The sequence below is a fragment of the Flavobacterium sp. JLP genome, assembly GCF_015350755.1.
GTDB lineage: Bacteria > Bacteroidota > Bacteroidia > Flavobacteriales > Flavobacteriaceae > Flavobacterium.
The window spans coordinates 85,933-103,270 of the sequence record NZ_JADKPS010000009.1 but is presented as its reverse complement, the minus strand read 5'-3'; the positions used below and the strand labels follow the sequence as shown (position 1 = coordinate 103,270).

Genomic DNA, 17,338 nt, shown 5'->3' with positions numbered 1-17,338 from the left:
TCTAGTAAGTTATTGCAGTGTTCTGAACATATTAAAATCCATATTGTAAGTTGTACTGCACTGTTTTTTTTAATACTCTTCCTACTTCCTAAACAAGATAATAATTTTTTTCAAGAAAATTATTAGTAAGACAGGTAAAAGAGAAATTAATCAATTATTAGTTGCGGTTGAACAACGACCCAAGTGTTTTTTTAAGAATTTTAAAACTGTAAATTTGTAAATTATTGAGATACAGTTTGGAACCTAAGATTGACAGGCCTTGATTTTGCTGGATTATGGTTTTTAAAAATACCATGTGCCACGAATCTGCCACAAAACTCGACTGGTAAAATATACTTAAATATCGCCTTGAGTTTTTGTGGCAAAAAATGTATCAACTTCAATTGTTGTAATTACTCATATGGCAGTGGGATTAAAGAAAGAACGAACGCAGGATGGTAGCACCTTAACACCTCCTATAAGCCCGACCATGGCTTCGATGACATAAATAAGCTGCGTGGAGGTATCAAAATATGAGGCTACCATCTTAGTGGCTTCATTAATACCCGCCGTACCATTTCCCTGTGCCAGCACACTGAAACCTGTCAGCATTGCCAATGCTGCCAACAGGGTGTTTTTTGTTTGTCTTTCCATAATGAAACAAATTAGTTGTTGTCTTTATCCCGCACTATACGGCTTTCCGAGCAAATATGGCGCATACAAAACGGGTTAGGTTTTAAAAGCTTTGAATCAGCAAGACGAACATTGAGCGGAATTGAAGTTGTCCATATGTTGAGAAAGAATCAGATGGTTAGACAAGGGATAACTATGTTTAAATCATTCTGTAAATTGGCGGGCTAACTTTTAAATTACTTAAATTCTTATATTTGACTCTGACAGATGCGACAGAACCAAACTCAAAGTCTTTTACAAATTCAAGATTTAAATCCGCAAATTCAATGTCGTCTTTTTTAAACTTAAATTTAATAAAAGATGCTAAATGATTTTTAGTAATAGTAAATCGTTGAAGAGTACCTCTTGCATATCCTTTACCCAAAAGCTCCTTCATTTGCTCATTGTGTTTTTGAAATTCCTCGAGCAGTTTAACCCTTGGGGCAATTTTTCCCAGAACGTAATCCATAACTTTTTCTGAAGTTATGGGTTTTCCGCTGTACATAATTTCTGTTTTGTATTCGTTGACTTTTAAAATCAGTTAATCCAAAAAGAAGTTAAGTGATCTTGCATCTTCTTTTGTACTGATTGCTCTTTCGGTTCGTTGGTCCCAGCGGGTGCTGTCCCATTTACGTTTAGTGGATGTTTCCTTTGGAATTCCATCTACGGTTATTCTAAGATAAACCGCTCTAATTTTACTTCCTTTGTGGGGGCTTTTTAGAAAAAAAGCCAACCCAAAGCTGCTCTCTAACATAATTCAACTTTTTAGATTAATAAATGTAGAATTATAGCATCAAAAAAACAAGTCGTTAACTTTCTTAACCCCTGTATTTATAGGTGTTTAAGTACTATTTTGTGGCAAAATTTTTTACCTCTGAGTTTTGCCACGATTTTGCCACAAAACTTTTGAGTGTTTTTACAAAGTTTGAAAACTGTCTTAAAAGCAAAAAACCTGCGAATCCTAGGATTTGCAGGTTTTACCACGTTTTTTATGGGTTTTTGAAAAGATTGAAAAAGTGACTTTTTACTTCTTTTACCCTTTTTGTGGGGAGAGCAGGATTCGAACCTGCGAAGTTCACACAGCAGATTTACAGTCTGCCCTCGTTGGCCGCTTGAGTATCTCCCCGAAGCTTGTATTAATGCGCTTTGTTGTGCTAAGCGGTTGCAAATATATAAACGTTTTTGATGTTTACAAACTAAAATCGCACTTAATTTTAAGTTATTTTTCAATTGCTTTTTAATTCCTTGGTATTGAATAAAATAAAAAAATCTCCACTAGGGAGATTTTTTTATTTTATTCTGAATATTGGTGTTATTTAGCTAAAAGCTCTACTATTTTTGCTCTTAATTCTGGACCTCTTAAGTCCTGAGCAACTACTTTTCCTGACGCATCAAGAATAAAAGTTGCCGGAATTGATTGAACTCCGTATTGAGCAGCAATCGGTTCATCCCAAAATTTTAGGTTCGAAACGTGTGTCCAGGTTAAGCCGTCTTTAGCTATAGCTTCTGTCCATTTGCTTTTTTCTTTATCTAATGAAACTCCAATAATATTTAATCCTTTTGCGTGTAATTCTTTATAAATAACAACAACATTAGGATTTTCTTTCCTGCATGGTCCGCACCATGAAGCCCAAAAATCTACAATAGTAACTTTTCCTAAACTTTCTTTAAGCGAAACTACTTTTCCTTCTGGATTAGGAGCTGAAAAATCTGATCTTCATTTAGCGCTGCCAACCGGAGGAGCTGATGCACCAACTGCAGGCAATTTTGCTTGACCAATTTTTGTTTTAGCTTCTTTGGCAGGAGTTGTATTTTTTAGAGACTCATCTAAAGAGTTATATATAGCTTCTACTTTTTTAGTATCTGCAGTAGGATCTTCAGACATTCCTTTTACGATCAATGCAGAGATAAAAGATTTTGGGTGAGTTTCTGCGTAAGCAACATATTTCTTTTTAGAATCTGCTTGAACTTCAGTTTGAATAGCAACGTATTGTTTCATCAAACCATTGATAGTTGCAGTATCTTGAGCTTGTTGAGCTTGTTGCATTTTCTCAGTGTTATTTTTTTGAAAGTCAACAAGTCTTTTTTGAGTTTTTGTAAGATCTTCATTGAATTTTACAAACTCATCATTGCTGTAAGTTCCAGAAATTTTAGATTTGTGAATACTGTCTTTGTCAATTGCAATATTGATTTCTCCAGTTTCTAAGATAAATTGAATTGGCTGGTTAGCACCTTCAAGTACTAAAGCGTGAAAAGCTGGTTCAGTTACTTTTCCTTTTATTTCGAATTTTCCGTTTTCAACTTTTACTGTATCAAGATTAACTGACATTCTTGTAGTAGGGTCTTGACCTTGAAGGATGATAGTTTTTCCGTTTTCAATTCCTGTTGCAGTTCCTGTAATAAGGTATTCTCCGTCTTTAACTTTGCTGCATGAAATAATCGCTACAGAAGCTGTAAGTAAAAAAAATATTTTTTTCATTATAAATATTAATTAGTTAATTGATTTGTGCAACAAAAGTATCTAAAAATATAAAACATAAAGAATTTTGTAACCTAAAATTTTGTTATAGTTTTTAGAGGCTTAAAGTGCCTATTATCAGGGGTTTTGTTTGTTTAATGTGCTTAAAAACTAGTAATTATATTTTTATTTTGCTTAAAAACAAACAATTTCCTAATTCTTAAGTATAAAAAAAGCACTCTGTTGCCAGAATGCTTTTAAGTATAATATAGTGTAAAACTATTCTTGATTTGTTTTCTTTCTCCAAGTAAAAGAGTTCAAAATGTGTCTTTTCGCGAATCTTCCAGGAGAGTCAGCATTTACCATTTTTACGTAAGTCGCTTTAGGAACACTAATGTATTCGTAAACACTTCCGTTAGAGAAATCGATAATTAAACGCCCTTCAACAAATTTATAATCAGTAATTGTTGCAGTTGCGATTGTCTCAGTATATTCAGGTAAATTTGCTTTAATCGTCTCAGGATTAATACTTACCAAAAAGTGATAAGCCTCAATGATTGCCTTACTTTTTTCTTCTGCAGCTTTTAAACCAGCCTCATCACCTTGAAATTTATCAGGATGAGATTCTTTCATCGCATTACGATAAATGGTTTTCAAATCTTTTAACTCTGCAGTTTTATCAACGTTTAGTAACTTGCGGTATTCAACTATTTTTTTCATAAATAAAAGGTAACTTATTGTCTATTAGTTTGAAATGAGTTTTTATTACTTCAAAACGACAAATTTTTTGCAAAGGTACACTTTTTTTTAACTTTTTACTTTTGATAGAAAAAATATTCAGAAAAAGTTATTTGATAAATATTAGATGTAAAACGTTTTTACTCCATCTATCCATTGAATTAACCGCAAAGTTTTTATGTTCCATGGATTTAAAACGAAAAGTTCGCAAAGCTTTATTAAAAAACTTCGCGAACTTTGCTAGTGTGCACTCTTTGAGTTTGAATTTTCATTTCAACCTAAAACTTGAAACAAAGAAGACCTGAACAAATTATTTATCTTCCGGCTTATTATTTGCCTTATGGAAATTTTTAGATTTTTTAGGATATTTATCATAACTGATATCACTTGGATTTTCGATAACAGATTTAATAGTAATCAATTCCCCTATTGTATGATTGGTATGTACCATTTTATAATCTAAAAGATATTCTCCACAAAAATAATTGTTGTTTTCATCTTTTTCGATGATGCCGGTATAAACTCCTTTTTGCATCATTTTATCGTGTGAATCTTTAGACATGTTTTTTAAATTTTAAAATTGAAGTTGCAAAGTTAATCAATTTATCTTTGTTTTAGGGAGTTCGAGTCAATCTCAGTATATTTGCACATGCAGAAAAATTTTAAGCCACATCCCAATTCCTTCAAAAATACCTTTTGTGTTTTTCATGAAGTGCTTGCAAATGAAATAGAAGGCCTAAAAAAACAGTTTGAAAGCAAAGCGGGAAGTACCTATTATTATACAGAAGCAGGAATGTACCGTGTTTCTAATCATTGGGGAAGATTAGCCAACAGTAAATGGCGTTTGATTGCCCGAGACGTTGATCCCGAAGCTTCGGGAGAATCGAAAACAAAAATAGGTTTTGCCGCCTGGAACGAATTTTATGCGGATAATGCCGAGGAAAAGCTATACTATATAGAAGCTGATTTCGAAAAAAATACAGTAACCTATCAGCATAAAAAGAATCCGAATTACGATAGTAAAGCAATTCTGAGAACGAGTTTTGAAACCACAAAAAGAATAAAACAAATCAGAAATCTGCAGCAATTGACTTCGTGGGCAAAACATTTTGATTATGATGACATTGCCGATTTGAGAAAGAAAATCATAACAGAACTGATTTTTACTGAAAAAACTTTAGAAGAAATTAAAAGACAAATATAATGGGACGCAACAACGAAAGGAATATCAAAAAGCATAATGACAAATTGCACAAAGCCCAAGACAAAGCAAAACAGGCTGTAATTGCGCGTAAAGAAAAACTGAAAGAAATTATTAAAAAGTTCAACGAAGACAAAAAGGAAGAATAGAAAAGTTTCAAGTTTGTAAATAACTTGAAATCTGAAACTTGAAACAAAATAAAAACAAAATATATGAATACTAAATTCGAAACTTTAAAAGCAAGCGTACAGGAAATAATTGATTTGATCGCTGCAAAACAAGACAGAGAAGCGAATAATAAATTGCTTGAAGTAAATGAAACTCTAGACGAATTGCTCGATCATGCAGAAGAAGATGAAGATTTGAGAGAAATCAGCAGATATCAAGTTTTATTAAATCAGTTGCACGTAAAAATTAACGGCGAAGAGCAAGTTGATGGAGAATAAAAAATGCTATTGCGATACAGGTTTACTATTTAATGACTGCTGTGGATTGTATCTTAAAAATAATCAAAAAGCACCCACTGCATTGGCTTTAATGCGTTCTCGCTATTCGGCGTATGCCACGCATAATGCAGTTTACCTTTTAGAAACTACTCATGTTTCTGAAAGACAATATTACTCAAAAGCTGAAATTTTAAAATGGGCAACGAGCAATAAATGGCAAAAATTAGAAATTTTAAGTTTTACTGAAAATACAGTTGAGTTTAAGGCTTATTTTATAGATTCAAACAAAAAACCACAGATGCATTACGAATTTTCGACGTTTAAGTTTGAAAATAATGCTTGGTTTTATCTCGACGGAAAGTTTGAATAATTGATAAAATTCTTAGTAATTTTAGTATATTTTGTTTCAATATTTTAACTAAAAATTAATAAACGTTTCTTTTTTCGTAATTCTAAAATAGCGTAATTTTAGAATTATGAAAAACGAATTTAAAAAAGGTTTTTATTTCAAGACATACGAAGCCCCATTTCAGTCTCCGTTTGAAAAGCTTTTTGGTATTTTTAAAGAGCTGATCACCCATACTTCGGGGGATTTTGATGAAGCTATAGACTGGCTTCGGGAGCTAGATACGGAATATAAACTGACCGACGAGAACTACACAATCGATGATTTTATCGAAGATTTAAAAAAGAAAGGTTACATAAAAGATGAGGTCAAAGAAGACGGAACTGGCGGTTTTGGAATCACGGCTAAAACAGAACGTGCGATTCGACAGCAAGCCTTAGATCAAATTTTCGGAAATTTAAAGCGCTCCGGAACAGGAAATCACAAAACAAAACATGCTGGAAATGGCGATGAACATACAGGTGAATTCCGCGAATTTAATTTTGGAGACGGCTTAGAACGTATTTCACTGACCGAAAGTCTGCGAAACGCTCAAATAAACAACGGTGTTGAAAGTTTTATGTTGACCGAAAATGATTTGGTAGTTGAAGAAACACAATATAAAGCCCAAATGAGTACGGTTTTAATGATTGACATCAGTCATAGTATGATTTTGTATGGCGAAGACCGAATTACGCCTGCAAAAAAAGTAGCTATGGCTTTGGCTGAATTAATCACAACTCGTTATCCTAAAGATACTCTAGATATTTTAGTTTTTGGAAATGATGCCTGGACAATTCCAATTAAAGATCTGCCTTACCTGCAAGTTGGTCCTTACCATACAAATACGGTAGCCGGGCTTCAATTAGCGATGGATATTTTGCGTAGAAAGCGAAATACAAACAAGCAAATTTTTATGATCACCGACGGCAAACCAAGCTGTGTGCGTGAGCGAGATGGTTCATATTATATGAACAGCAACGGGCTCGACGAATATATCGTAGACAAATGTTACACACAGGCACAGCAAGCCAGAAAATTACACATTCCGATTACGACTTTTATGATTGCAAACGATCCGTATTTACAGCGTTTTGTGAATCAATTTACAGAAGCGAATCAAGGAAAAGCATTTTATACTGGACTAAAAGGTTTGGGTGAAATGATTTTTGAAGATTATGAAACAAATAGGAAAAAGCGAGTTAGATAGTTTTGAATCTCTGTCTCAGTTTTCGGTTGCAACGCTGAGTGTCCAGATCCCGAAGCTTCGGGACCGAAGAAGTGCTTATTTAATTAAAAAGGTTCCCAAACACAAAAAAAATCAAATATCAATTGAATTTTAAGTCTTTAAATCATTCAATTTTTAAATAAAAAATATGAAAATAGAAAACATAAAAACACTAGGCGAACTAAAAGCTTCAGGATATAAAAGTATAAGTATAAAAGACGAATTGCGAAATAATCTTCGTGAAAAAATAAAATCTGGCAAACCTGTTTTTGAGGGTGTTCATGGTTTTGAAAATACTGTAATTCCAGAATTGGAACGTGCTATTTTATCTCGTCATAATATTAATTTATTAGGACTTCGCGGTCAGGCAAAAACGCGTTTGGCTCGTAAAATGATCGAATTATTAGATGAATATATCCCATTTGTTGCAGGTTCAGAAATCAATGATGATCCATTAAATCCAATTTCGCGTTTTGCTAAAGATTTAATTGACGAAAAAGGAGATGAAACTCCAATATCATGGCTTCATAGAAATGAGCGTTTCTTCGAAAAATTAGCAACGCCAGATGTCACTGTTGCTGATTTAATTGGAGATGTTGACCCAATAAAAGCAGCAAATTTAAAATTATCTTATGCAGACGATCGTGTAATTCACTTCGGGATGATTCCGAGAGCAAACCGCTGTATTTTTGTTATTAACGAATTACCAGATTTACAAGCAAGAATTCAGGTTGCCTTATTTAATATTCTTCAGGAAGGCGATATTCAAATTCGTGGCTTCAAATTAAGAATGCCTCTCGATATGCAGTTTATTTTCACAGCAAATCCAGAAGATTATACCAATCGCGGAAGTATCGTGACGCCGTTAAAAGATAGAATTGGTTCTCAGATTTTAACGCATTATCCTGAAAGTGTTGCCATTGCAAGAACTATTACGGAACAAGAAGCGAAATTAGATGAAACACAGCATAAACTCGTGTATGTCCCTAGTTTAGCCAAAGATATTTTGGAGCAAATAAGTTTTGAAGCGCGTGACAGCGAATACATCGACAATAAAAGCGGTGTGAGTGCCAGAATGAGTATTACGGCTTTTGAAAATTTAATGAGTACGGCAGAACGCCGTGCCTTAAAATCAGGAGCGGAAAAAACAACTTTGCGATTGTCTGATTTTATCGGAATTATTCCGGCAATTACAGGAAAAGTAGAATTGGTTTATGAAGGAGAGCAGGAGGGAGCTGCGTCGGTGGCGCAGAATTTAATCGGATCTGCAATACGAACTTTATTTCCAACACTTTTGCCTAAAATTGAAAAGCTTGAAAAAGCTGGTGAAAAAACGGCTTACTCTGATTTAATCGAATGGTTTTTTGCAGAAAGCGGTTTCGAATTATTAGATGACGCTTCAGATGAAGAATACAAAAAGATTTTGGATGAAGTAACGCCGTTGGATGTTTTATTGAAAAAATATCAGCCTCAATTAGATAAAAATGATCAATATTTCTTCAAAGAATTTATTTTGTGGGGATTGGTTGAATATAAAAAGTTAAGCAAAGACCGTTTTGCGCAAGGGCATCAGTTTAAGGATATGTACGGAAGTTATATCAGTAAACTATAAATTAAGAATTAATATTACATTATAATTATCAAACCCGACAGATTATCCCAAGATTTTAGGACTGTCGGGTTTATTATTTTCTCAAAAGTACTATTACAAGTTTTTAATAGTCTATCTTGCTTCGTTGGCTGTATTTGCAGTTTTCCCAAATAATAGATGGAAGATAGTTTTGAGGATTTGATTGCGACTTATTTAGAAAATAAAATTGGTATTTCTGAGCATTTTTTGAGTGATGAATTGGCCAATCATTTAAAGAAAAATTTACTTGATTTAAATGCTGGAAGTTTGCTTTTATCTGCTGGAATAGGAAATTCTGAAAAACTTTCTTTTAATAATAAAATCAGAAGCGATGCTATTTATTGGCTCGATAAAAAGAACGAAAATATTTTTGAAAATGAATTTTTTGATAAAATTGATGCTTTTGTAATTTATTTAAATAAAAGCTGTTACGCCGGAATTACAGGTTATGAATTTCATTATTCTCTATATGAAAAAGGCGATTTTTATCTCAAACATTTGGATCAATTTAAAAATAATCCGAGCCGTAAATACTCTATGATCAGTTATCTTAATAGTAATTGGGTTGAAGCTGACGGCGGCGAATTAATGATTCACCAAGAAAATAACAATCAAAAAATTTCACCTACTCAAGGAAAAACAGTTTTCTTTAAAAGCAATGAATTGGTTCATGAAGTTTTGGTAACTCAAAATACCAGAATGAGTATTACGGGCTGGCTTAAAAGTGATTAATATTTTTATTTTTTGAAAGTTGGAATGTAGATAAATACTATTTTTACAATCAAAATTTGATTCTATGTTATTTCTTATTCTAAGTATTCTTTGCAGTGTAATTGTTGGAGTAATCTTCAAAATAACTCGAAAATACGATACCAATCCCACACAAATTGTAGCTTTTAATTACATAACAGCCCTAATATTATGCTATTTAACTTTTAGTCCCAATTTTGCTGAAGTTGATGCAAAAGCACCTTGGAACATTTATATTGCAATTGGAGTTTTATTGCCTGTCGTTTTTTTGCTTTTAATGGCTTCTATCAAATATATTGGAATAGTAAAAACGGATGCTGCACAGCGATTATCTCTTTTTATTCCGATTTTAGCAGCTTGGCTGATTTTTAAAGAAGAATTTAATACTTATAAAGTTATCGGTCTCGTAATTGGTTTTACAGCATTGTTATTCATTTTAAGAAAACAATCTAAGAATACAGAAAACAAATGGATTTATCCAGCGGGAGTTTTAATTGGTTTCGGGATCATCGACATTCTATTTAAACAAATCGCGCTTTACACGACACTTCCATATCCAACCTCTTTATGCATTGTTTTTGCTATTTCTTTTGTAATTGCTCTAGGAGTTGCCTTGTATAAAATCATTATTAAAAAGGAAAATTTCAATTTAAAAAATATTCTTTTTGGCGCTTTAGTCGGAATATTTAATTTCGGTAATATTCTGTTTTATCTAAAAGCCCATAAAGCTTTTTCTGAAAATCCCTCGACGGTTTTTGCCGGAATGAATATGGGAGTAATCATTTTAGGAAGTCTTACAGGGGTATTTTTGTTCAAAGAGAAATTATCTAAAATCAATTTTATTGGACTTGTTTTGGCTTTAATTTCAATATTTTTCATAGTAAGATCGCAATTTTAATGTTTTTTTTTATATATAAAGTATTAATTTACAGTTCATTTTGAATTGATATTAAACTTTTTAAAACAAAACTCTACTAATTCTATAGAATTAACAAATATATTTTATAGATTTGCAGTAACAATGAAAAACTATAGTCCAAATATAATCTCGTTTACATGCAGCTTCACGATGTGCTGCATGATAAACTGTGAGATGAAATGGCGTTAATAGAGAAAGTACTTGTTAGTTATTTTTTTTTTTAGCCTTTCATGCACCATGAAAGGCTTTTTTTAGAACTATTAAAAAACAAATAAAATGAGATCGAATAGGAATAAAAATAAAATGATGCAGAGCTGCCGGATTAAAATTCCATGTTGTGGCTGTGGTCTTTATTTCTAAAACATTCTTTCAGAAATTTTAGAAAGTTTTTTAAAAAAAAATAAAATACAAATTAGATAAACCCAAATTTAAAGATATATAATATGAGTGCAGAAATAATTAAACAAAATCCCTTTCAATCAATGATTGATCGTTTTAATATCGCGGCCGATATTTTAAAATTAGATGAATCAATCAGATTAAAATTACAGCGACCGGAAAAACAGATCGTGGTTAATTTTTCGATTACATTGGATAATGGCAGCCAGCAAAATTTTGAAGGATATCGTGTAATTCACAATACAGCATTAGGACCTTCAAAAGGTGGCATTAGATACGATACAGCAGTAAATCTAGATGAAGTAAAAGCGCTTGCCGCTTGGATGACTTGGAAATCAGCAGTAACTGGAATTCCGTTTGGAGGAGCAAAAGGCGGTATTATTTGTGATCCAAGAAAACTTTCTAAAACAGAATTAGAGAAAATAACAAGAGCTTACACAAAAGCTTTATCAGATATTTTTGGACCAGAAAAAGACGTTCCTGCGCCAGACATGGGAACAGGTCCTGACGAAATGGGCTGGCTTATGGATGAATTTTCATTAGTTCACGGCAAAACAATTCACGCTGTTGTAACGGGAAAACATTTGCATTCTGGAGGATCATTAGGCCGAGTAGAAGCAACAGGAAGAGGTGTCAGTATTATTACGTTATTGGCACTTCAAAAATTAAAACTTAGACCAGCAAGATCAAGTGTTGCCATTCAAGGTTTTGGAAATGTCGGACTGCATTCAGCTTTATTTTTATATGAAAAAGGATTAAAAGTAGTTGCTGTAAGTGATGTATCTGAAGCTTTTTACAATCCTGACGGAATCAATATTCCGGAACTTATTTTGTATTATAATTTGAATAATAAAAGTATAAAAGGCTATCCAAATTCGGTTGCCATCAAACACGAAGAATTATTGCTTTTAGATGTAGATGTTTTAATTCCGGCAGCAAAAGAAGATGTTATTACACAGAAAAATGCCGATGCTATTCGCGCAAAAATTATTGTAGAAGGTGCAAACGGACCCGTTTCTTCTGATGCTGATAAAATATTGCATGACAACAATGTATTGGTAGTTCCGGATATTTTGGCAAATGCTGGCGGTGTTACCGTTTCTTATTTTGAATGGCTTCAAAATTCACTTTTAGAGTCTTGGAGAATTCACCAAATCAATACACGTTTAGAAGATATTCTGGAAAAAGGTTTTGAAACTGTTTTTAGAATCGCGGCCAAACATAATATTACGCCAAGAATTGCTGCTTATGTAATTGCTTTGCAAAAAGTAGCTGATACACAATCTGTTAAAGAAGTAGCTTTAGAGACTCCAAAATTCAAACAGAATTAAAAATTGGCTATAAAGATGAAGATTGTTTTCATCAGTTAGTAGCATTTCATAAATAGAAATATATTAATTGATGAAAATGTCTTTACTAATTTTATAATAATTTCTATTAGAGTTTTTTTAGAATCGAAAAAAAAGTAATTTTTAAAAATGGAACATATTAATTTTCTTGCGTTCGCAATGCCCGCTTTCTTTCTTTTTTTGTTTTTAGAATATAAGTTGGCACAGCGTAAAAAGAGACCGGAAATTTTTAATTATGAAAGCTCTGTTTCTAATATCAGTATTGGTATTGCAGAACGGTTGATCAATCTCTTTATAGCCGCTAGTTTTTATCAGCTGTATTATTTCATTTATAATAACTACAGAATTTTTTATATTCCGAGTAATGCTTTTGTGTGGTTTGCGCTAATTTTGGCAACCGATTTTGTTTGGTACTGGTACCATCGATTAGGACATGAAGTCAATTTTTTCTGGGCGGCACATATTGTGCACCATCACAGTGAAGAATTTAATTTTACAGCTGCTGCCAGAATCACTACTTTTCAGGCAATTATACGTACCGGATTTTGGTGCGTTCTTCCTTTTGTCGGTTTTCATCCGTCTATGGTTATTACAATGCTTATTGTTCATGGTGCCTATTCTTTTTTTACGCATACACAGCTTATTGGTAGAATAAAATGGCTTGAATATGTTTTTGTAACGCCTTCTGTTCATGGTGTACATCATGCCTCTGACGAAAAATACCTGGATAAAAATTACGGAGATATGTTTACTTTTTGGGATCGCCTTTTTGGAACTTTTCAGCAAGAAGAGGAAAAACCAAAATACGGATTAACGCATCCTTTAAAAAGCTACAGTTTCTTGTGGCAGCATTTTCATTATTACTTTGAAATTTTTGAATTATGGAAACGTTCTAAAGGCTTTAAAGCCAGATGGAGCGCCGTTTTTGGAAGCCCAGCTCATATGGATCAGGATATTCGCCCAATTTTAGAAAAACGCTTTCTGCAGGATAAAAGCAATCCGCATCAAAGACTTCGATTTAGAAACTATCTCTATATTCAATTAGGAGTATGTACTTTGGTATTGACTGTTTTTACGTATTATTTTGAGTATTTAAACTTCGTTGATAAAGTTTTTGTTCTGTGCTTTATTCTTATTACATTAATCAATTGCGGTGCTTTATTAGAACAGCGAAAATGGATGTATTATCTAGAATATGGAAGAATTTTTATTATAACAACTTACTTTTTATATGAAGAAGATTTAACTTCGTTCTTCTTTATTCCGCTTGCGATTATGATTTTTGCCGAGCAATTGTTCTCTTTGAGCAAAAGGTATCAAAATGTAGTGCTGCAGCTGGAAACTTCTGAATAACCAGTTATGAGTTAAGGGATATGAGTTATTTAATTTAATAAATAATACAAAGAAAAGCGACATTTACATGCCGCTTTTTCTCTTTCCTGCAAGGTTTTGAAAACCCTTACATGAAGGACGAATGTAATTTAAATCGTTTTAATTGCCATAATCTTTTCCTCAAAGGTATCTTTAAAATCTGATTTGCTTTTGATTCTTGTCTTATAAGTGTAAATTGTAGCTACAGAAAGTTCGAGAAATTCTGCCATTTGACTGCTGTCCTGAATTCCTAATCGATACAAAGCAAAAATCCTTAATTCAGTATTTAAAAGTTCTCCTTTTTTTACGATGCATTTATGATCATTTGGAAATAAATGATTAAAATCTGTCACAAAAGTTGGAAACAATTTCAGGAAAATTTCATCAAATTGATGAAAGAGATTTTCGCGTTCTTCTTTAACGTTATAGCGTTTCAGGCTCGCAATAACTTCGTCGGTTTTCTTTGTAATAATTTTATGAAGCGTACTTTTTTGGAGATGGTCTATTTTATTAATAAAAGCAGATGTCGCCTTAATAAAATACGTAATATATTCTTCCTTTATGGCATTCGCTTCGCTTAAACTGATATTCATTTCCTGAAGCTGCGCGTACGATGAAGCCATTATCTTGCGCGCTTTATTTTTTTCTTTTAGCTGCTTAAAAATGATAATCGAAAACAATACAATAATTAGTGTCAAGATAGTCAGCAGAATAATGATCTTTTCGAGTTTATCGTTCTTATCTTTTACATTATTCAATTGTGCTTTTTCGATAATAGGCAATATAGACGAAATCTCAATTTTGCGATGTCTGGCGTTGTAGAAAGTAGCATCATCCATGGCAATGTTAATGTATTCATTTGCTTTGTCAAGATAACCCATTTTAAAGAGTTCGTTGGCTAAATTCCGAAGCGCAACAGTTTCTTTTGTCGCATTTTTGACATCTGCAATAGCGGCGAGCGCTAAATATTGAATTGCTTTTTTTGTATATCCTCGTTCCGAATAAATGTAGCCAAGACTGGAAGTAGCGATTCCGTAATAATCAGGTGGTAAAGTATAATTATTAATCCAGTAACTAAAAGCAAATTCGGCACCACGCCAATCTTGTTGTTTTAATCTTTTTAGACTTTCGGCTGCCCAATATTCGTTTGTATTAGTTCCGATTAGTTCCAGCGCTTTTTTAAGGAAATGATTTCCTTGTTGTACGTAGTGAATATTAAAACGCTGATCACGGTTGTAATCAGCTAAATCATAATAAGCGCGGGCTTTTATGGAATAGTATTCAAACTTATTTTTAAGATTGAGTTTAGTGTCATCAATAACATTTAATGTGTCAATTGCTTCTTTAAATAATCCTGACGAAAGCAATACAAAACCTTCTTTAATTCGGCTATGAGCCAAATACTTTGGATCTTTTAAAACGATCGCCTTAATTTTTGCTTCTTCTAAATAATAATAAGCAGAGTCATATTTAAACGATTTATATTCTTCAAACAATGCCATATAGCTATTGTAGAGCTCTTCGTTGTTTTGGCTTACCGTAAATTTTGATACGTTTTTTTTTAAAGCTTCAATTTTGCGATACTTCTGTTTTAAGTAAACATCTTTTTTCAGAAGTACTTTATCTAATTCTTCCAGAACAGGATTCGTCTCTTTCGCAGTTAGAGAAAAACCTGCAATAAAAAAATATAGAATGAATATTCTTTGCATGGTTTTGTTTGGTTAGGGTAAAAAATTTCTTTTGATTGGTTCGAGTTAATTCGTTTTTTAATTTGAAAAAAGAACTTGAAAGCTGATGATTAGACAACTTTCAGAATTTTACAACTTCAATAAACAAAGCTCTAAAATTGGGTTTGGCATCCAAAAACTAGATCTAAATGTTAAAAGTAGTCTAATAATTTGCAATTATACAATAAAAAGCAATTATATATATGTATAGTGAAAAAAATATAGACTTTAATTTAGATATTGTCATAATTACCATTAATTAATTGTTGATTTTGATCTAAACATAACCTTGATTTTTGTAAATGCAAAAATATTATAAAATATTCATTTTCAATTAATTGATCTAAAATTTATTCGAATTATATCTTGATTTTTCTAAGATATTTTTTTTTAGATTTATTTAACATCTAGCTTCGTTCTGTCTTTAATGAGGCAAAAAAAACTAACAATCAAACCACAAATTATGAGATGTAAAAGTATGTATTGGCTGGCTTTTGTTTTGTGTTTAATAGCCGTTGGCTGTGATAATACTGACGACGGAAGCCACGTTGATCCGATTACCATTTATGAGAAAGTAAATGGAGACTGGGGATTAACAAATTTAAAAATGGTTGACGAATCTGCGAAAGCAAATAAGATCGAACCAAGTGAAGAAAACTTGAGCACCTATTTCAACTACGAAGATTTTAAAATCAGATTCAGTGTAGACGAAAAGAATAATCCGACAAGTTATGAAGTTTTGGGTAACGTGCCAGCGTTATTTGCCCCAAAGGGATATTGGCAGTTAAGCTCAGATTTTCAGCAGACGAACGCAAGCGCGGTAAAAATCTATTTGTATAGTGACGCTCAAAAAACACAAAAAACAGATGAACTTAGATTAACATCAGTTCCGGGAAGCAATGACGAAATGGAATTTCAGTTAGTGCATTCTTCAGGAGGCAGCCCTTTTGTGTCGTACGTGTTTAAATTAAATGCTATTAATTAAAAAGTAATATGAAAAAATTTCTATATACAATTTTACTTGCCCTTTTAATGGCTCCTAATTTTACGCAGGCTCAAGAAGCCGCGGGAGCTGTGGGAAGTATGTCATCATTTCCTGTAGTATACAAATATGATGAAAAAGTGACTTGGTACTTTGATCTTTCAGGAACCACATTTGCTGAAAATGAAGATCTTTATATCTGGATCTGGTCGCCATCTGAGCCAGATGCAGGACACTGGGAAAACTCGTCAGACTTTGCAAAACTGACGTATGTTGGCAATAAAGTTTGGAGTTTTACTTTAACTCCAACACAGTATTTCTCTAAAACTCCGGAGGAAATTGCAGCAAGCGCAGGATTTTGGTTTCGTTTAAAAAACAAAAACGGATCGAAGCAAAGTGATGTTGCCAATATGCCTTATACTGATTTTTCTTCTTTTTATACAGCTAATGAACTAATCAGAGCTTATCCAACAAAACCAACAATCGATAAAGGCGTAAGTATTTTATTCAATGCCAATTTGGCTCCAGGATTTGCAGGCGCGACAAGTGTACATATACACAGCGGTTTGAATAATTGGGATATTAAACAAGAATACCAATCTTGGCTTCCTGAAATTGCAGCAAAAACAAAATTAAAAGACTTAGGAAACGGATTCTATAAAATGGATTTGGTTCCGAAGGAATATTACAACGCACCAGACGGTTACGTAATGGAAAATTTAGTTTTCTTGATGGTAAAAGACGATTGGGCCGGAACAATTCCGGATCAGGTTTTATACGCTGGAGAATATATTCCGCCACCGCCACCGGTATTTGCATTTTTTCCTTTGCAGATCAGTCAAAAGGATTTTCTGGGAATGTCTAGAAAAAACAATGAGCCGGGCGTAAACAAATTGCTCTACACTATTACAGCCGGAAGCAAAATAATTTCTGGTGAGTTTACCGGAGGAAAGGCAGAGATAAAAGGATTTGTCAATTTAGTTACAGAACTAAATGGTATTGCGAACTTAAATGAGATTCATGTTGTAGTAAAAGACAACAAAGACAAAACGATCTCAGATACCAAAATGCCGCTTAAAACGCTAGACAAATAATTCACTATCA

18 protein-coding genes, 1 tRNA gene and 2 pseudogenes are annotated in these 17,338 nt (G+C 32.9%); 12 read left to right on the top strand and 9 right to left on the bottom strand.

Going from position 1 to position 17,338, the window contains the following annotated elements; genetic code table 11:
• Positions 1-441: 441 nt before the first annotated feature.
• From IRZ83_RS19550 to IRZ83_RS18460, 8 genes and pseudogenes are all read right to left on the bottom strand, one after another.
• Positions 442-633: pseudogene (locus tag IRZ83_RS19550) on the bottom strand (DUF4134 family protein); the annotation flags it as partial.
• A gap of 178 nt (positions 634-811) precedes the next feature.
• Positions 812-1,156: a phage integrase SAM-like domain-containing protein gene (locus tag IRZ83_RS19540; RefSeq protein WP_228520729.1), complete on the bottom strand. Its 345-nt coding sequence runs from the start codon at positions 1,154-1,156 to the stop codon at positions 812-814.
• A gap of 36 nt (positions 1,157-1,192) precedes the next feature.
• A complete protein-coding gene (locus tag IRZ83_RS19535) occupies positions 1,193-1,405 on the bottom strand; it encodes an Arm DNA-binding domain-containing protein (protein WP_228520728.1) in 213 nt (70 codons plus the stop codon).
• Between the two features lie 291 nt (positions 1,406-1,696).
• Positions 1,697-1,777: transfer RNA gene (locus tag IRZ83_RS18480), tRNA-Tyr, on the bottom strand.
• 186 nt (positions 1,778-1,963) lie between these two features.
• Positions 1,964-2,350, bottom strand: a pseudogene (locus IRZ83_RS19650) (peroxiredoxin family protein); the annotation flags it as partial.
• An 18-nt stretch (positions 2,351-2,368) separates the two neighbouring features.
• A complete protein-coding gene (locus IRZ83_RS18470; protein ID WP_029273572.1) occupies positions 2,369-3,130 on the bottom strand; it encodes a DUF4369 domain-containing protein in 762 nt (253 codons plus the stop codon).
• 258 nt (positions 3,131-3,388) lie between these two features.
• Positions 3,389-3,829, bottom strand: coding sequence for a KTSC domain-containing protein (locus IRZ83_RS18465; protein WP_194570638.1), 441 nt, complete (start codon positions 3,827-3,829; stop codon positions 3,389-3,391).
• A gap of 328 nt (positions 3,830-4,157) precedes the next feature.
• Positions 4,158-4,409, bottom strand: a complete 252-nt coding sequence (locus IRZ83_RS18460) for a hypothetical protein (protein ID WP_029273570.1) — start codon at positions 4,407-4,409, stop codon at positions 4,158-4,160.
• A gap of 87 nt (positions 4,410-4,496) precedes the next feature.
• Between IRZ83_RS18460 and IRZ83_RS18455 the strand changes: the two genes are divergently transcribed.
• The 10 genes from IRZ83_RS18455 to IRZ83_RS18410 all read left to right on the top strand — a co-directional run bounded on the left by IRZ83_RS18455 (position 4,497) and on the right by IRZ83_RS18410 (position 13,507).
• Entirely contained in the window at positions 4,497-5,051 is a 555-nt protein-coding gene (locus tag IRZ83_RS18455) for a hypothetical protein (RefSeq protein ID WP_194570637.1), read from the top strand.
• Positions 5,051-5,197: a hypothetical protein gene (locus IRZ83_RS18450; protein WP_194570636.1), complete on the top strand. Its 147-nt coding sequence runs from the start codon at positions 5,051-5,053 to the stop codon at positions 5,195-5,197. The genes IRZ83_RS18455 and IRZ83_RS18450 overlap by 1 nt, the downstream gene beginning before the upstream one ends.
• Positions 5,198-5,260: 63 nt before the next feature.
• Positions 5,261-5,494 (top strand): hypothetical protein, encoded by a 234-nt coding sequence (locus IRZ83_RS18445; RefSeq protein WP_029273568.1) that lies wholly within the window; start codon positions 5,261-5,263, stop codon positions 5,492-5,494.
• Positions 5,484-5,864, top strand: a complete 381-nt coding sequence (locus tag IRZ83_RS18440; RefSeq protein ID WP_194570635.1) for a YchJ family protein — start codon at positions 5,484-5,486, stop codon at positions 5,862-5,864. Before IRZ83_RS18445 ends, IRZ83_RS18440 begins: the two co-directional genes overlap by 11 nt.
• Before the next feature lie 106 nt (positions 5,865-5,970).
• Entirely contained in the window at positions 5,971-7,089 is a 1,119-nt protein-coding gene (locus tag IRZ83_RS18435) for a vWA domain-containing protein (RefSeq protein WP_029273566.1), read from the top strand.
• 166 nt (positions 7,090-7,255) lie between these two features.
• Positions 7,256-8,719 carry an AAA family ATPase gene (locus IRZ83_RS18430; RefSeq protein ID WP_194570634.1) on the top strand — a complete coding sequence of 488 codons (1,464 nt, stop codon included), beginning with the start codon at positions 7,256-7,258 and terminating at the stop codon, positions 8,717-8,719.
• Between the two features lie 156 nt (positions 8,720-8,875).
• Positions 8,876-9,469, top strand: a complete 594-nt coding sequence (locus IRZ83_RS18425; protein ID WP_194570633.1) for a 2OG-Fe(II) oxygenase — start codon at positions 8,876-8,878, stop codon at positions 9,467-9,469.
• Between the two features lie 64 nt (positions 9,470-9,533).
• Positions 9,534-10,385: an EamA family transporter gene (locus IRZ83_RS18420; protein ID WP_194570632.1), complete on the top strand. Its 852-nt coding sequence runs from the start codon at positions 9,534-9,536 to the stop codon at positions 10,383-10,385.
• 464 nt (positions 10,386-10,849) lie between these two features.
• A complete protein-coding gene (locus IRZ83_RS18415) occupies positions 10,850-12,136 on the top strand; it encodes a Glu/Leu/Phe/Val family dehydrogenase (RefSeq protein WP_228520727.1) in 1,287 nt (428 codons plus the stop codon).
• Between the two features lie 147 nt (positions 12,137-12,283).
• Positions 12,284-13,507 (top strand): sterol desaturase family protein, encoded by a 1,224-nt coding sequence (locus IRZ83_RS18410; RefSeq protein ID WP_194570631.1) that lies wholly within the window; start codon positions 12,284-12,286, stop codon positions 13,505-13,507.
• 128 nt (positions 13,508-13,635) lie between these two features.
• Here IRZ83_RS18410 and IRZ83_RS18405 read toward each other — a convergent pair whose 3' ends face one another.
• Positions 13,636-15,234 (bottom strand): DUF6377 domain-containing protein, encoded by a 1,599-nt coding sequence (locus IRZ83_RS18405; protein WP_194570630.1) that lies wholly within the window; start codon positions 15,232-15,234, stop codon positions 13,636-13,638.
• A 481-nt stretch (positions 15,235-15,715) separates the two neighbouring features.
• Between IRZ83_RS18405 and IRZ83_RS18400 the strand changes: the two genes are divergently transcribed.
• Together IRZ83_RS18400 and IRZ83_RS18395 are read left to right on the top strand one after the other, a co-directional pair.
• Positions 15,716-16,237 (top strand): DUF5004 domain-containing protein, encoded by a 522-nt coding sequence (locus tag IRZ83_RS18400; RefSeq protein ID WP_194570629.1) that lies wholly within the window; start codon positions 15,716-15,718, stop codon positions 16,235-16,237.
• A gap of 8 nt (positions 16,238-16,245) precedes the next feature.
• Entirely contained in the window at positions 16,246-17,328 is a 1,083-nt protein-coding gene (locus tag IRZ83_RS18395) for a hypothetical protein (protein WP_194570628.1), read from the top strand.
• Positions 17,329-17,338 lie beyond the last annotated feature (10 nt).